This is a genomic window from Acinetobacter legionensis, from assembly GCF_057165765.1.
This window is the reverse complement of record NZ_CM169896.1, coordinates 1307122-1325996: the sequence shown is the minus strand read 5'-3', so window position 1 is coordinate 1325996 and position 18875 is coordinate 1307122. Positions and strand designations below refer to the sequence as shown.

Below are 18875 nucleotides of genomic sequence, written 5' to 3'. Positions count from 1 at the left end.
CTCCACCATCAGGAAATATTCTTACCCCCAGAATCGAAATAAATTTGACATATTTTTTCATCACTTTCTTTTAAAATTCTTAGTTATTTATTTTATAATCATAGGATTTTTAAGCTGCTAAGCGAGTAAAATAAGTATTTATTTGATTATTTATTAAAATTCTATCAATTGTGAAATCTAAATTTTCAGATACAACAATATACTTCCTTAGCTCTTCAGGAAAATCTTCTATAGAACCATATATTGTTGGCATTAAATATCTAAAATAATCACCCATAATTGTTTCACCATTATACCCAATTGGATAGTCATCTCCTTCTTTATTTCCTTCAATCGCATGATATACAAAAAAACCTTTATTAGCTGAAAGATTAACTTCACTATAATTTCTATTTTCTTTTAAATCAGCTAACAAATCCTTTTCCAATAATTCTTTAGATATTTCCTTATTCCTCCATTTAGAGAAATAATCTACAACAAAGCTCCCTAATTTGTTTGGTGGATAATTAGGATATCTATCAGACTCCTCCCACATAAACTCTGATAAATAATCTAAATAATTTTCGATATTATCTATTTCTAGTAGTTTTTTTGGTAAATCACCAAATGAATTGTTAACTAAAACCGCAATTTTTCCGTTTTTATCCATTGCAAACCAAGTATATATAAATCCAAACTCAGGTTTCCAATCTACATTTAAGTTACTCATTATTTTGTTCCTTTTGGCCAAGCGCCTTTACAATTCGTACAAGTTTCAACAATAGCATTTTGCTTTATTTCTGTCTTTTTCCAAACATCTCGAGGTCTAACAGCAATAGTAAATTGAATTGTTGATGGATTTACACCTTGTCTTACTAATTTATCTGCTGCCGAAACTTCAGCACAAGCACCAACTATATTTTTACAAGAATTTGTAAACTCACCAATTTTAACACCTAATTGTGTTTCAATATGTTTAACCGTTCTTGGATCTAATACATCTGGTGATATTTTAGCATTGCTACTACCTATAGCTACTTTTCCAGTCACAGGGTCAAAGGCACCAATCATAGCAGCACTTTTACCTGCTTGTGTTTTAGACGGAAAATTATTAATACTATCCAATAATAATTTAGTAGCTTTTTCTTCACTTAATTTATGATTATAAGTGTTTATACCTTGTTTACTTACAGCAGGAACAATTGTCAATACACCACCTATAACTTGGACTGCACCCTCGCTATACTTACCATTAACAATTTTTTCTGTGCCTTGCCCAACATTATAAGAACCAGCTAAAGCTCCAACATATCGAATAACTGTACCTAATTTACCAGACAATCCGAATAATGCTGGCTCTGCTGCTTCAGCTAATTGCTTATCCGTAGAGTTTGCATAACTTAAAGATTGTTTTGCTTTTGTGATTGCTTTATTCAAGTCACCACCTGTGTACGGATCTATTGTTCCATACCTTCCACTATCGTAGATTTGTTGTGCCTTGACTGGATCTCCATTTGATGCTTGATTAATCAAATATACTAAATCATATTTTTGTTGTGGAGTTAAAGAGTTCGGATCTTTTTGATATTGTTTTAACAACTGATCTGAATATTTATCCATTGCAACTAAAGCCAAGAATTCTCTTGCTTCTTTTTCATTCAGTGAACCATTATTTAAAATTGCGAGCGCTTTAAAATTCAGCCCATTTGCTCCACCTTGTGCTTTATTAATGAGCTCAACTTTACGTTTATATTCTTCAGGAGATAAAAAGTTATTCTCTACCGCATTCTGTCCAACTACGCCAGCAAGCTGCGCATTAAACGCTGAATCTCCAACTGTGCCACCGACCACTGCTCCTATCGCTGCTGTCAGATCTCGAATTTGAGTCTTCACATCTTCTGGTAAAAGGTTCGGTTGGAACTCTCCATTGACATCTTGATATTCTTTTTTGTCTTTGTATTGATTAGTGAGATAATCCGCTGCTGCTTCACTTGCAACCGCTGCACTGCCTCCTGCAGCTGGGTTACCGCCATTTACATAGGCAAGTGCTGCTCCCAATATCGCATGGGCAGCCAACTGAGCTGCTTTGTTTTTGTCCTCTCCATGACCTAACTCTTTTCCAATAATATTTGCTGCATAAGGTGCAAGAGCATTGGCTGCAACTTGTAAATCTGTTTGGCCTCCCAATGCACCTGTAACTGCCATAGCTACCGCATTGACTGCTCGACTCTTATCTCCACCCATACCCCAATCTTGGGCTGTTTCTGAAGCTTGTTTATAACTAGGCGAATTATTTTTCAGAAGTTCTTGTTTTTCAGCTTCATTGTTTGAGTTTTGATACTTATTCCAATCTTCTCCACCTTTGGCTTGTAGTTCTGCTATCGCTGTCTGTTCAGTGTTTTTCTTCTCTTGTTCCGCTTGTTTTTGCTGATTTTGACTATAGGTTCTTGTTGCTGCCACAATGGTTGAAGTCGCATCTGCTACAGTTTTTTGCTTGTCGATAATCTCTTGTAGATTTGGTAATGTGTCTACACTTCTATGTGCTGTACTCGCATCACTATGGATCCCTAACGCTGTAGTCGTTGTTGCTTGACCACCAATCGTGATATTACCTTCGCTTAAGGTTGAACGAGTGACACTACTGTCTTTGTCAGATTCATGCTGTGGTAAGCTTGGGCTAAAAGTCGTGCTATCTCGCCAATTGACGTTATTGGTATATTTATTTCCCTGATTATCTGTTTTGGTTTCTTCTCCAAAGCGTGTTCCACCAGATAAACTCACCGAAGTCGCATCATAACTACTGTTATTTTTGATATCGCTAAACGTCAAACGATTCGCCGTTAAATCGTTATTTTCTTTCTTCGCTGTCGATACAATCGCTCCACCTTGTAGATCAACTTGATCTGCTTTGATATGGTAGCCACCATCACCTGCAAATAAGCCTGTTTGTTGATTTACACTGTTTGATGTCCCTTGCGCTTTGCTGCTCGATACGTTCCCTGACGCTTGCCATGCTGTTCCCAATGAAGCTTGTACGCGTCCACCAACGTTGGTTTGGTCAATCTTTTGGTCAACCGTGTCTTGTGTACTGATCACACTTAACTTACCACCAACATCTGCATCTATGCGTTGAGCATTAGCCTGAGCGCCATTGAGTGTGGTATCTCCTTTACTCTTTAGAATCAGTTTGTCTGATTCGAGAGTCGTCATGTTATGAGTATTATTATCTGCTCGATTACTGCCTTTACCATAGCCTGCCTCGCCATAGATATAAACACCCGTCTGCGCCCCTACCGATGCACCGACACCGACACTTAAACCAGCATTACTATTTTTACCCTGAGCCTTTTCTTGGCTTTGTCCTGATTCTAAAAGAATATTTTTAGCCGAATCTAAGCTTATTGTTTCTTTCGCTTTGACTTGAGTATTCTGTAAATGAATATCACCTGCTGTACTGGTGAGATTAACATTACCACCCGCGCTGATCTGGTTCTGTTGTGACGTCGCATAACTATTGCTTTGTTGATTTTTACTGGTACTAAAACCTATACCAGCCTCTGCTTTAGCAACTGAACCGCCTTTAATGTCACTATAACTTTGATAGGCTTGCGCACCCGCTGCCAATCCCTGTAAAGCCTGAGTACGGTCATCTGCGGCATTGCCTTTAGTGGCTTTGTCTGCCGAACCAAGCAAATCTAAAATTGGTGAACTGACACGTTTAAATACACCGACTTTTAAATCTTTCGATGAACTGTCTGAACTTCCAGTATTGTAATCATCCAATACACTAATTTGTTTTGCAGTAATATTGATATCTTTATTGGCAACAATATCTGCAACTTGCTGATTATAGTGATTGCCTGCCTGAATATTAACATTGCCCTCTAAACTTCCGACTTGGCTACGTTGCTGTTCAATACTTTGACTATTGCTTTGGTTTTTACCCTTCATATAGCCATAAAATTGTTCAGTATCTGAAATCTGAGCACTACCAATGCCTTTATTTGAATTACTTTGACTTTGGCTTTGACTACTCTGTGCTGATTTAATATTGACATCATTCGCAGCATTGATCTTCACATCACCTTGTGAAGCGACTGAACTGCCAAGGATATTGATGTCACCTTTTTCTGTTTGTAATGTGGTTTTTCCACCCACAGAAAGTTGGGTACCTGTAACTTTATCTACATTTCCTTGACCTTTGTCTTTATTATTATAAACACCTGCAGGCGCCGCCCAATTTCGTGTGTCAACACTAAATCCACTTTGTTTACTATTTGCAGTCTGATCTTGACGATCAGTCACATAGTTCAAGTTAATGTTATCTTTTGCATGTAATAGTGCATCACCTTCAACAGCGAGTTGTGCACCTTGGCTATTAATATTTCCGCCTGTTGCAATGATATTTAAATTACCTTTCGCTTCTGCTTGAGTCACAACGGCTTGAGTATTTGTATAGTTACTACTTTGATTGGATTTTTGATTTCCTGCAGTCAGCACAATAGGTGTTTGTGCGGCCATCAATGCTTTATCAACAGCATCCGCTCGTGACATCACCTGACCTACAGCACTATCACTAAATTGACCATTATCGGCATTTTTCTTATATGTTGAAACCGCTGCTGTACCAGGTGAATAAGTCAACCCAACTGAAAAACCTGAGTTTTTACTCTGTACCTTTGTATGTTGCTTACTACTTTCATATCCTGCATTTAGACTAACATTAGCAGCTTGTAGATTCAGGTCTTTGCCTGCACCCAAAATAGCGGCTTCCGCTGTCAAATCCTTGCCTGCTAGAATATTGGTATTTCCTTGCGTACTTATAATTTTACTTTGCAGTAACTCAGTTGATTGATTATCCTGCTGAGCTTTTACATTTGATTTACCATAACCAATACTGGCTACACCACCTGAGAGGCTTGCAGTAAAACCAGATTTTTTAACACGCTTTTCTGACTCATTTAGGTATTGGTTTTCAGCACCTACAATACTGACATTTTCTTTGGCCTGAATTTGCGTTAATTCATCTGAAATTATTTCACTGCCTTGTATCTTGATATTTTTAGCATCTAAAATGACTTGCTTACCATCAACAGTACTGGCTATGCCCTCATCTGACTTATCTTTTCGGTAAGTTTGGGTTGTTTTACTGCTTAAAAAGCTCTTTTTCTTGACTTCATCTGCATGTTCAACTGTACTACGAGCACGCCCTTCTTGAATATTGAGTTGTTCATCAGCACTTAAAGTCGTCCGACCTAGCACACTACTGACCTGAGAACCTGTAATATCAATATTTTTCCCAGTCAGGGTTAAGTCGCCTTTTGCAACGATTTGATTACCTACATCTTGTTGCGTTGTACTAAAGTCATAATTTTTATTATTTTTATAACTATTGTTAATCCGCTCTGTTTGTAATGTCGCTAAATTTACATCCCCTTGCGTTTGTAGAATGGTTGAACCATTGCTATTTAAAATTTCTGCGCCTTTCAATGTGGTATTACCAGCCACTTTGATATTTAAAGTCGTTTTTAAATTATCACTACCTTCCACTGAGCTAGTCTGGTTATTACCCACATAGATCCCTGCTTTGCGATCTATAGCGGTAAAACCATAATTACTCCGGCCTTTTTGTTTATTATTACTGGTCAATGTACTATTTACATTTAAATTTCCGCCAATATCAAAAGATGCTGCTTCTTTTGCAACAATCTGACTGCCAATATTGTTTAAATCATTTTGCGTTTTAATCCCAACACGATTGGCTTCCATTCGTCCAGCCAATTGGTTGACATTATTTGCATTGATGATGAGTGCTTCACGTCCAGCGATCGTCGCTTGATTAAGCACATCACCGTTCATATTCAGTTGCACTTGATCAGCACTGATCAAAGTACCATCACCTTTTAAATCACCAGGTCTTGCTCGAACATAAACTTGTGGAACCAATACTTTACTACTTGTCCCATCTGCCAATGTGATGGTTTTTTCTTCTAACCACACAATATCACTGGTGAGCTGTGCAATCTGGGCAGCAGTTAAAGCAATTCCAGGACGTAAATTATAACTTTTAGCAAAGGTTAAGCCGTTGTTCATTAAAGCTTTATATTGCTCTTCATCACTACCATAACCAGATAAAAAACGATGCCCTGTCAATTGTGCAATTTGATCTTGCACCAAACGTTGCTCATAAAAACCATCACCTAGTCGTTTTTGTTGATTTGCTGGATCTAAACCAAGTGCACTCAGCATGTAATCGGATGATAGCCATTTTTTATATTGGCTAAATGCTGGATCAGTTTCTACCAAATACTGCGCTTGGCTATCTTTGGTTGTGCTATACAACGCATTACTTGGCAAGGTAATTGTCTTTTGTTCTACACTACGCACTTCATAGTCAGATGCTTTGTCTACCCCAGACACCTGCTTGTCTAAAGCATTTAGCTGTTGAGCTGAATCAACTTTTTGATTTTCATTTGGTTGGACTTGCTGTTGTGAACCATTCGGATCAAGCTCACCAATCTGCTGATTTTGTGCATTTTCTGATTGTTTAACGTTGACCTGTTGTCCAGCATCCACTGCAACTTGCTTTTGTTGAGCCTGTTGTTTTTCATATTCAAGTGCTTGCGCTTGTTTGGAACCTGTTACATCCACTTGAACAGTGTCATTGGTCTTGTCTTTAATCTCTGTCGTTGGAACAGCAATAACTTTATTGCCACCATAAAGGCCACTTAACTGATATGGCTCTGTCTCATCAGCAGGCGTATAGGCCATTGAACTCTTTCGACCAGAATCATAAAACCATTTTTTTGGATTTTTAAATTGAATGAGTTTATTTGCTAAATAGGCTTTGTTATCAATATCAGTTCCTTCTACCTTTAATACGCCTGCTGCAAGTATTTGGCTCTGATCATTTACGATATGATCAGATTGAAGCAACATATTGCCCCCACTCAATATTTGCCCAGGGGTACTGGTTAATACTTCGGGAACATAGGTTTCTTTATTATATTCAAAAATATTATAGGTACGTAAACGTCGCCCATCACTTAACACAAGCCAGTAAAAACCACCGTCTCTCTCCAGCTCAACAAGCAAATCTGCAACATCAATCCCAGGATGTCGATTATCCTCATAACTATGTACAAATTTGGAAGACTCTAATACTTGATGTACTGAAAAATTATCATTTAAATTTTGAATTTCTTTTGCAGTGAGTCGCATATTGCCTTGAGACTCAATGGTTGCACTACGATTATTAATCAGTTGGGCTTGACCTTGTGCTTGATAATTACCATCCAGTGAGCCCCCAACATTTAATTGCCCCATACTCAATATCCAAGCATTGTCTTTTGAGTCACTATTGATCAAACCTCCTGCTTGGTTATTTAAAATATCAATCCCTAAATCAATATCTCCACGTGAAGCAATAACTGCGCCTGAGGAAGGACTAGCAGAGCACTGCTCTGTCCCGACGCAAGAGCCGTTCGATTTGTTATTTAAGGTCTGTGCTTGTATAGCAATATGATCACCATAAATTTTAGCACCATCATTCCAGACTAAGTTTGCTTTTAAGTGGGTTAACTCACCATTAATTAAACCTTGATTATGTAGCACATCGTTGGCGATTAAATGCGTTTCAATACTGCTAATACTCGCCCCAGTTTGATTTAAAATATTCTGAGCATTTACAGTAAGGCCTTTGCCTGCACTTAGGACAGATTGATTGATGAAATCGTGTTCGCTATCGATCTTGAGTAAACCATTGGCACTCAGCTCATCACCTTGCTGATGTGTATAACTTTGCTTTAAATTCAATTCAGCATCACCAAGGCTAATGATTTTACCTTGATTGATTAAATTGTTCGCACTGATTGCTAACCGATTTTGCGCGATGAGTTCCCCTTGAGTATTCTTAATATTTAAGGTTTTTTGAGAATCGCCAATCAATAATGTCCCTAGGCTGGTCACACTGCCTTGTTGATTATCAAAGTTCTGCTGAATCAAAAGTGATGCATCTTTGCTTGCTCTAATTCCACCAGATTGGTTATTTAACTCACGTGCATTTAATTGGATATTTTGAGCATCTAAACCACCCAAAATCGTATCATCTAAATTTTGTCGATTGTCGATCACTTGCGCTTGGATTGATAAATCCTCAGCAGCAACAATATGACTGCCTTGACCACTGTTGTTCAATTGGTCGGTATGAATTTGAATATTTTTTAATGCTTGAATTTGACCTTGGTTATTCAGCACCCCACCTGACTGTTGTTGAGCAATTGTTAGATTGCCTTGACTATTGATTTGTCCTTTTTGATTGGATAATTGCTGTGCGCTGATTTCTACATCATCTGCTGAAGCAAGAATGCCGTTATCATTTAATAACTGTTGGACATGGGTTAAATTAAGTTTTCCTTGGCTGAGTATTCCACCACGAGCACCAGAATTTTGATTCAACAAATCATGCTGATTGGTATCGATGCTTAATTCAGAATTAGATTGGATCAAACCTGAATTATTATTAAGCAAGCCAGTTTTTAGCAAAATTTGATCTGCTAAAATTTTACCTGATTCATTATTCAATGTTTGTAATTGACTGTCTAAATTCAATTTTTCTAACGATGAGATTTGCCCTAAGCGATTATCAATCCCTTGAGCAACAACATTTAATCCTTTACTTGCAAATAATTCGCCCTGATGATTATTCAATGCACCTTGTACAGTTAAATCTGCGCGTCCCTGTTCTGATTGAATAATACCTTGCTCATTATTTAAATCTGTACTGTTTATCTGTAGATCTTTTTGTGCAGCGATTATACCTTGCTGATTTTGAATTGCTGACTGTGCCAACAGTTGTAGTTGATCTTGGCTATAAATTGTTCCAGATTGATTATCTAAAGTGTTTGTTTCAATCTTGGTTTTTAAAATACTCTGTATTTTACCTTTTTGATTATTGATTTGCTGCGCTTTTAAATTTGCTTCTTGTTGTGCAAATATTTCACCTGACAGATTACTCAGCTCATTGTTTACAGATAAATTTAACGAACCTTGTTCTGCTCTGATTTTACCCAAATCATTAAGCAATGACTGTGAGGTTAAATCAATCTGTTTAGACGCAATAACCCCTGAAGTATTATTCACTTGACCAGTGGCTACAATCTTAGACTGGTCTTGTGCATAAATCACACCAAGATGATTGTCTAATGTAGCGGTATTTAGGTGTAATTTTTGACCCGCTACAGCTTTACCTTCAACATTATTCCAATGACCACTATTCATTGTTAAGTCTTGCGCGGCTGAAATCTCGCCTTTGATATTGCTTAATTCGTTGGCAATATCGAGCTGCATTGCAGATTGCTGTGCAATTAATTTACCAGCATTATTTGATAATGAAGCTGCATTTAAATTAAATCCTTGGTTAGCCGCGATCACACCATCTTGATTGTTAATATGCGCTAAAGCATTTAATTTTAATTGACCATCTGCATAGAGTGTACCAGCAGTATTATCCAAAGATTGAACGGTTAAATCAGCATGTTGACCTGCTTGAATTTGTCCATTTTGAGAAGATAGATCCTGTGCAGTGATCGCAACATTTTTTGCTGCCACAATAACGCCTGAATCATTGTTTAAATATTGCTGAGTAATAATATTTAAATGTTGTTTTTCAGAGCGTATTTGCCCTGAAGTATTATCTAATGATTGAGCATTAACTGAGATATTGTTATTGGCAGCAATTGTACCAGACTGATTTTCAATTCCCCCGTCTACATCTAAGTTTAAGCCTTGATTAGAAAAAATTGTTCCAGATGCATTGTTTAAACTTAGACTTTGAATACTGATATCTTGATTAGACAGCAGTTTTCCACGTTGATTATCCAGCGCTCCACTGATACTGAGATCAAGATTTGACTGTTCGGATTGAACTGTACCCTCTGTATTATTTAATGATTGTGCCTTTACGTATACCGCTTGTTTGGCTGCTAAGATACCTTGCTGATTATTAATGCCATGTTTTGCAATGATACTAAGCGAATCGTCTGTATATACAGTACCTTGTGTATTGTTGATATCATCAGCTTTTATCCCAAGTTGTTTATCTACAAGAAGCTTAGCTGCACTGTTATTCAGTTGAGTAACTTTCAGCTGAGCGCTACCAGCAGCACTAATCACACCTGAGCTATTATTCAATGTTTGTGCAACATTCACTTTCAACTGCCCATTAGCATCACTTTGAAGCAATTGTCCTTGTTGATGGCTCAGTTCAGTTGCATTCAAATCAATATTTTGTGCAGATGTAAGCGCTTGGTCTAAATTAGCAATGCCTAGATCGAGTTGTAGATGGCTATTACTTTGGATTTTGCCTTGTTGTCCTTGTAGGTTTTGTGCTGTGATTTTTAACTGTTGATCACCTGCATGTAAAATCTCACCTGCAACAGAGTTCAGTGTATTGGTCTTGATTACAGTACCTGTAGCATTACTGATAATCTGCCCTGCATTGTTATCAATCTGATTTGCGACATCCAGAATAAAATCATTTTTACCTGTGTGTTGAATTAAACCTTGGTTGTTATTCAACTGTGCTGTATTAAGATTGACCTGTTTTGCACTATATTGCCCTTTTTCATTGACAATACTTTCTGTTGCGGTTAAATCCAGTTGCTCATCTGCAATAATTTTTGCATTGTTGGTATTCAGTTGGGTTGTAGCAATGTTTATATTTTTGGCTTGGCTTTCACTTTGACTTAAGTCTGCTGTTTGAGCTGCTTTAATTTGCAACTCAGCACCTGCCAAAATTTTCCCTGCCAGCTGAACCTGTTGCGCATCAATATTCAGTGTGGCATCTGTATTGCTTAGTTTCCCGTCTTGATCAAGACCTGCGACCCATACTGCATTTTTATCACTGACAATGGCATTTGCTTGAACCTTGATTTTGTTCTGTGCTGCCAATTGACCATGCTGTTGTAACTGATTCACTGTTAAATCAGCCGTATTGCCTGCATAGATTTGCCCAGTACTTTGTAATTGCTGGGCATTCAATTTTAGATTTTGCCCAGCAATCAGATTCCCTGCTGAAGCTTGCGTCGTACCATTATCAATTTGATCAATATTGATGTTTAGAGCTGCTGTTTTGGATTGAATTGTACCCTGTTGATTGTTTAAACTCTGACCCGTCAGGTGTACATTCTGTGCTGAAATCTCCCCTTTACGATTGTCTAAAGTTTGAATAGACAGCTTGGCATCCGCATTGACTGAACCAATGATGCCTCGGGTATTATTGGTATTTGCAGAATTTAGAGTTAATGCATCCGCAGCAAGTATTTGACCTTGGCGATTATCAATCTCAGCTGAATTTAAATTGAATGTCTTGGCGCTTTGTAAACGGCCTTGATCGTTATTTAATTGTTGTGCGGTTAAATCAAAGCTTTGATTGGCATTAATTACACCTTTTTGATTATCCACCTGTTGTGCAGTGATATTCACCACATTCGCAGTGAGTTTACCTTGTTGGTTGTCAAAGTATTGCCCATTAAATTGCAATTCAGGCAGTTGAATTTCACCACCATTGTTTTTAATACTGCCTTCAACTCTAAGATTGATTTCAGCATTGTTGACAATTGCACCTTCTACATTGGCAATATCTTGAGCAATCTGAATATTTCCTGCTTCAAAAGTTTTTGGTGTCAGGTCTGTGGGTGCAACTTCAACCGTACTTGAGTCTTGCGCTGAAGACTGTTGCTCAGGATCAGTCACACTTGGCGATGTGGTTCCACCTGGTGTTTGCCCTGTCCCGCTAGGATCGACGGTTGCCTGACCAATTAAGCCCTGAGTATTGTCTAAGTTTTTTGCAGCAATGTTGAGTTGTTGCTGACCTGTTTGCTCGATTTTACCTTTATTATTGGTTAAGTTTTGTGCAGTAAAATCAATTCGTCCCGCGTTGATCACTCCCTCATTATTATCAATCTTGCCTTGAGCATTGAGTTTAATTTCATCACGAGTCGCAATCAGCCCAGTGTTTTGAATATTGTCGGCTTGAATCTGTATTTGTTGTTGTGTACTACTGATATTACCGCTGTTTTTTACATTGCTTGCCTGAATTAGAATTTGATCTTTATTGGCAATCATATTGCCTGTATTGGTTAAATCACCATTGGCATTTAAATGCATTTGACCGCTCAAAGCATTGAGTGACCCTGCATTACGTACCCCTAAACCTTTTTCAGTACCGACCAAATAGATTTTTCCAGCATACATGCCACCTAATTTTCCAACATCAAGGGCAAAGCTCGGTGTAGGTGAAGATGGGGTACTTGTTGTTGCACTAATTTTTGCTGAGTTTGGATCTTGAACATTGATGTCGTTTTGACCCAACACGGTTTTTAGCTCATTGGCATATAGACCCGCATTGACATTTAAAGCACGTGTATAAATATCGGTATAAGGGGTTAAGCTTCCATTTAAGCCTTTCCCTTCAATCGTAACTTGCCCTTCACGTACTCGGAATGAATCAAGATAACCTTGATGCATTACTGCTTGACCTGTGGTTAAGGTAAAACGATCTGCGTTAATCACCCCACAGCCATCACAGACTAAACCAGATGGATTGGCAATCACCACTTGCGCTTGTTTACCCGCAACCTCCAAATAGCCCTTTAATTGACTCGGATTACTGCTGTTCACTTCATTCAGGATGACCTTGGCTTCACCTTTGGCGAGCCATGGATTACCTTGTACCCAGCCACCCAATTGGGTTTGGGTATTATTTCGTGCATTATTTAAAATCGCACCTTCCTGCCCCACATCAAATTGGCTATAGGTATTGCGAGAGACACCACCGGCACTTGGGGTTTGAATATTGACTTGGGTCAAGCCATTGCTGCTGTTGAGAATGGTGGCTTGTTGTGAGTTTGGTGCTGATCGATCTGCCACAATTTGACTTTCAGCAATCGTCGCCATCGGCAAGGTGTAAATTGCTGCACCCAATAGGCTCACCACAGCAAAATTAACAGGATTGAGTTTTTTATAAGTGATTGAAGATGCTCCCGTGACATCCTCTATCTCGATTTCACCAACAGCATGTGATTGCCCCGCTGTTTTGGTACGGCTTTTTACAATCTCAGCAACCGCAATAAACATGCCACGTGCTTGGCTAAAAATAACGCGATAACGATTCTTATTCATAATGTTTTACCTAAATGTTTTAATATTTTTTCAAGATTGAATGTTGCATATGGACATTGAATGTAATGGATTAATACATCCAGTTCAGGCTAAATCCTGTCGTCACATTGTCTGTTTTAAAGTGGTCTGGTTTTTTTAACGGCGTCCCAACAAAAACGTCATAATTGACCGATTTTAAGACTTGCCCACGTAATCCAAAGGCAGCACCCATTAAACTTGTTCCCAGCAATGGATTTGGCTCATGTGCGGTTTTACCCCCCACTTCACCATAGTCAATTCCGGTGTACCATTGCATCGGAAGCTTAAACATCGAGCCACTGATTTCATTACGGACTAAAAATCCATTATCTGCCAATAAGGTCTGTTCACCATCAAACCCTCTTACCGTATAGCGATTCCCAATCGAGAATCGATCTTGAGGGGTCAATGGTTTTTTACTGTACTGTGTTCGCCATTCAGCAAGATACTGTAGCGATTGATTGCCGACTTTAAATGGCACTTGCAGACCGGCATTGGCTTGTAAAATACCGACATGGGTATAGGCTTCGCCAAACTCTTCTTCAGGTGCATGCATTGCATTAAATGCACCTGTGCCTCTTTTATAGGTTAAATTGCCTGTTAATGTCGCATTGGCTAGATATTCTATATGATCCAAACTGGCTTTCCAGCCGCCGGTTTTTCGACGTTGTACTTCAATTTCTACATCATTGATAAAGTTTTGTGATTCCCGATACCAGCCTCCTACACTGGCTGTAGTTTTTCGTTTGGCATCACGATAAAGTACCCGAGATAAATCAGCCCCGATCAGTTTGCTTTTGCCGCTATAGTTATAGCTTTGGCTATCACCTGCAACCGTTTGGTTATAATCAGACTGACTATAACTGGTGCTAAGTAACCAATATTTGAGTGGAATGCTATAACTTAAGTAATAGCCATCTGTCCCTCGTTTACCTTGATCTCCTCCGCCCAAATCATGGTTATAACTACCATAAAACAGGTCATTTGCAGTAAACAGATGGTCTAAAGATAAGGTTGCTGTACCTTGATACTTCCCAGTTGAATCTGAGCCTGCATCATCAACACCTAAATGAATCCGGTAGGGTTTTGTTTGTTGCCATGCCAGTTCTAAATCACTATAGCCAGGTTGATTACGTTGTTCTGAGGGCTTGATTTTAAAGTCTGCCTCAACAGTCGGCACACGTTTAAAGTTTTCTAAGCCTTGTTCAATATCCCGAATATTTAAAATATCTCCCGATCGAACAGGCAAGGCGTTAAATTTGTGAGCACGCTTAGACGTCCCTTGAACAAATTGAATTTGATCTACTTTCCCAGCAATCACTTGTAGTTTAATCTCACCCGAAGCAATATTTTGTTGAGGGAGCAGCATGCGGGTGGTGACATAACCATGACTAATAATACTGTTTTGAATCAGATCTAAGGCTTGGTTTAAGCCTTGTACCCCAATACATCGGCCAATGAGATTATGTTCACCTTGCGTGACAGAGCGCATAGCAAAAGTAAATTGATGCGCATCCTCTCCCATCAACACAAATTTTTTAATTTCAAAACATACATCTTCACTGTTTGATTTTAGATAGTGCAGTTGTGTTTGGGTTTGAAGTTGTTTTTCTAATCCCGTTTGCACTATAGCTTCGGGCTGTAATTGCTTTTGTAATGCTTCATCACGTTGTTGCTGGCGCTGAACAGCATCTAATTCTAAATCTGGACGCGGCTGTGGTTCTGCAGCTTGTATTGTTGTTGCTAAAATCGTAAAAAAAACACACAAAGTAAGTTTATTAAATTTAAAATTATTCATGTCAATAGTGATTGTGATGAGTTTCACATTTAATTATGTTTAAATTATTACGTTTTGTAAATAGGACGCCGTGTATAATTCTAATCAATTTCAATAATAAAAATTAAGAATATAATTTCTAAATAAAAATATATATAAATTCAATATTTTAAATAAAATAAAGAGTGCTCTTTTTTGGATTTTAAATTAATCCAACACTTGTCCAATCGAATAATAGGCTTGAGCAATAGGAGTTAACATATCATCAACCTGATACTACTGAATCGCATAATCACCCGTTTTCTAACCATCAAATAGAACATAACTCACCCAGTTTTGATCACTTTGAGGATTTACAGGCTGAAGCGTAAATAATTATACTTATTCACTCATTTCACAAAACCTGATCAATTTTCGATAGTTTCCCTAATGTATCGAAGTAAGCAATGATTAGTTGATTCTTATAAACTTCCGACATGTGCACAGACTGTGAGTTATTACTTTGATTTCTAGATAAAATGAGTTTACCTTATATATCTTCTTTAGAAACACTAGCTTCACTCGTGAGTACTTCTAATAGCCTTTCTGAAAACTGTTTTTTATTTTGAATAGAACTAAAATTGTTTAAAGGAAATGCTTTCGACAAATAGTGTGCACCCTCCTGATTAGGCATTTGCTTGAGTACCATTTTTATTTTATCTATTGTTGCTTGGGATAAAATATGCCCATTCTGTTGTGATATCAATGCATTAAATTAATCATCATGACTGTTTGGAATTGGTTTATTTATATTTTCACTTAATATTTTAGAATCAATTTCATTGTATGGCTGAGACGGATTATTTAATCCTTTATCAAAGTTCTTCAAAGCGATTCCATAGCATGAAACAAAATAGAATTGGCCAACAAGAATTACCTTAAAATTCATTTTATAAAGCACACAGATAATTTATGTTATTAATAAGAAAATTAGAAATAGAAAAATTGCTTCCACTATCAATCACATACTATTTAGTAAAGCCTGTACTAGTGAATGATTTAAAACTTGATGTGGATGCACAAACAGCTGTTTTTGCATCAGCAGAGATTTTCACCAAACACCGACCTATTGTAATTTAAATAAGTTTTCAAATTGTCTAATGTTAAATAGCTTCCCCCTGATTTCTGGCCGATTGCAACTACAGACACATATAAATTCGAAAGCGCATAATCTATTGCTTAGTGTTTAACTTCACGACTAAAGCATTTAGCCATTTTTACATCTCCAAAGTTAATATTACATTAGCTTTAAAGCGACTATATGTCCATTTTTTCGTTTAGGATCAATCCATAGCCCCTGAGTCACTAATTGGGATTTTTTATTTGATGAACGTCATTTTATGAGCTTGTAGAAATTTAAACTAAATGAGTGACTATTCCTACAATGCCCTAAATACACCCAATTAATGTCATCTAATCTAAAATTTTATGTGAGTTACAGTGTGAGAAAAAAATACACATAAAAAAAAGGCCCTTGTAAAAACAAGGGCCTTTTAAAATATTTGGCGGAAGCGGTGAGATTCGAACTCACGGAGGACTCACACCCTCGTCGGTTTTCAAGACCGGTGCATTAAACCGCTCTGCCACGCTTCCATGTGCGCAAGAATACTAAGCTTTTCCAATTCTGACAAGAAAAAAATAGACTTAAACCATTCAAATGCATATTGTTTCATCAAAATAGATGATTTTGATTAAAGTTTAGCTGCTATTTCAGCACCTTCACGAATCGCACGCTTGGCATCAAGCTCACCAGCCAATTTTGCACCACCGATAATATGGTAATTTGCTAAAGTTGACTCCCCCTCTAGAGGCATTAAATCCTTAACGGATTCCTGACCTGCACACACCACAATCGTATCGACTCGTAACAATTGATCATGACCATTGCTTTCAATCCATAATCCTTCATTGGTTACAGACTTATATTGCACACCACGCATCATTCTTACTGCATGTTTTTTCAATTGTGCACGGTGTACCCAACCAGAGGTTTTACCTAAACCAATACCAAGAGGTGTGGTTTTACGTTGCATCAAATATATTTGACGAACCGGTTGCTCTACTTCAGCAGGAACAAAGCCACCTTCAGTCATATAGTTCGGATTTGGGTCTACGCCCCACTCACGTTGCCAATCTGCCAAAGGTTGTGGTTGCGGCTGATGCTCAGGTTTTAACAAGTATTCAGATACATCAAATCCAATACCACCTGCACCGACAACAGCAACTCTATTGCCGACAGGTGCGCCACGTAATACTTGAGCATAAGACAACACTTGCGGTGCGTTACTGCCCTCAATATTTAAACCACGTGGAATCACACCTGTTGCGATCACCACATCGTCAAAACCTTCACGCTCTAATTGCTCACGATTCACTTTGGTATTTAAACGTAAATCTACACCAGTTTTTTCGATCTGAACTTTAAAATAACGTATGGTTTCATGGAACTCTTCTTTACCGGGCACAACTTTAGCGAGGTTAAACTGTCCACCGACCTCAGTAGAGGCTTCAAACAAAGTTACTTGATGTCCACGACTTGCAGCTATAGTGGCTGCAGACATTCCTGCAACACCACCACCTACAACTGCAATTTTCTTCGGCTTTTTTGTTTTGAGATAAACCAGTTCAGTTTCATGTGCTGCTCGTGGGTTCACCAAGCAACTTGCACGCTTATTTTGAAAACTATGATCTAAACAGGCTTGATTACACGCAATACAAGTATTGATTTCATCAACACGATTGGTTGCGGTTTTACTTACCCAAAAAGCATCTGCCAATAATGGGCGCGCCATTTGCACCATATCAGCTTTACCTGTTGCCAAAATTTCTTCAGCAGTATCAGGCATATTAATTCGATTAGAAGCAATGACAGGTACAGCCACATGCTTTTTCACTTCTGCTGTGTAATCTACAAATGCAGCGCGTGGAACAGAAGTGACAATGGTGGGTACACGTGCCTCATGCCAACCAATCCCTGTATTGAGCAAAGTAATACCTGCTTTTTCCAATGCCTGTGCAACAGTGATCACCTCGTCCATGGTATTACCATCATGAACTAAATCGAGCATCGACAAACGGAAACAAATAATAAACTTTTCACCAACTTTAGCACGAATCGCTTTTACAATTTCTACCGCTAAGCGCATACGATTTTCAATTGGCCCACCCCAACGGTCTTCACGTTGGTTAACATGACGACTTAAAAATTGATTCAGCAAATAGCCTTCTGAACCCATAATCTCTACGCCATCATAACCGGCCTTTTTTGCCAGACTAGCTGTTTCAGCATAATCTTGAATGGTTTCAAGTATCAGTTTGTCACTCATCTGACGTGGTTTAAACATCGAAATCGGCGATTTAATTGGGCTTGAAGACACAACGAATGGCTGATAACCATAACGCCCTGCATGCAGAATTTGCATCAGAATTTTTGCACCATGCTTATGTACCGCATGTGTGACTAAACGATGTGGTGCAATATCACCTAAAGTATTCATCGTACCACCAGCGGGGAGTAACCAACCTTGGCGGTTTGGGGAAATCCCCCCTGTAATAATTAGCCCAACACCACCTTTGGCACGTTCTCCAAAATATGCAGCAAGTTTTGGATAGTTATAAAAACGATCTTCTAAACCCGTGTGCATTGAGCCCATCACGACACGATTTTTAATGGTCGTAAATCCCAGATGGAGTGGTTTTAAGATATTTGCATAGCTATTTGACATGATGAATCCTTTAAGTTTGGCTTTGCAACTTGTTGCATACTACTTTATCGAGTTTTAATTTTTTTTTGATGGCAATTTTTGATATTTTCATCGTATATAGTGTCAATTCTAACTGTCTTACGCATAGCGAGAAGTAACACATCTTGATATGATTC

Annotated in this window: 4 protein-coding genes and 1 tRNA gene; all 5 read right to left on the bottom strand. The window is 38.2% G+C overall.

The features are described 5' to 3' along the window. Positions 1-109: 109 nt before the first annotated feature. The gene (locus tag AC2G3J_RS06040) at positions 110-709 is read right to left on the bottom strand and encodes a hypothetical protein (RefSeq protein WP_483770800.1); all 600 of its coding nucleotides are present in this window, start codon (positions 707-709) and stop codon (positions 110-112) included. Further along, entirely contained in the window at positions 709-13161 is a 12453-nt protein-coding gene (locus tag AC2G3J_RS06035; RefSeq protein WP_483770799.1) for a two-partner secretion domain-containing protein, read from the bottom strand. The genes AC2G3J_RS06040 and AC2G3J_RS06035 overlap by 1 nt, the downstream gene beginning before the upstream one ends. A gap of 70 nt (positions 13162-13231) precedes the next feature. Continuing rightward, positions 13232-14977 (bottom strand): ShlB/FhaC/HecB family hemolysin secretion/activation protein, encoded by a 1746-nt coding sequence (locus AC2G3J_RS06030; protein WP_336951632.1) that lies wholly within the window; start codon positions 14975-14977, stop codon positions 13232-13234. 1521 nt (positions 14978-16498) lie between these two features. Further along, positions 16499-16588, bottom strand: a tRNA-Ser gene (locus tag AC2G3J_RS06025). 98 nt (positions 16589-16686) lie between these two features. Beyond that, a complete protein-coding gene (locus AC2G3J_RS06020) occupies positions 16687-18720 on the bottom strand; it encodes an oxidoreductase (protein ID WP_336951667.1) in 2034 nt (677 codons plus the stop codon). Positions 18721-18875 lie beyond the last annotated feature (155 nt).

Bases quoted from the DNA above. Each gene is read 5' to 3' on its own strand.
- AC2G3J_RS06040 (WP_483770800.1), bottom strand. From the start codon at position 709: ATGAGTAACTTAAATGTAGATTGGAAACCTGAGTTTGGATTTATATAT.
- AC2G3J_RS06035 (WP_483770799.1), bottom strand. From the start codon at position 13,161: ATGAATAAGAATCGTTATCGCGTTATTTTTAGCCAAGCACGTGGCATG.
- AC2G3J_RS06030 (WP_336951632.1), bottom strand. From the start codon at position 14,977: ATGAATAATTTTAAATTTAATAAACTTACTTTGTGTGTTTTTTTTACG.
- AC2G3J_RS06020 (WP_336951667.1), bottom strand. From the start codon at position 18,720: ATGTCAAATAGCTATGCAAATATCTTAAAACCACTCCATCTGGGATTT.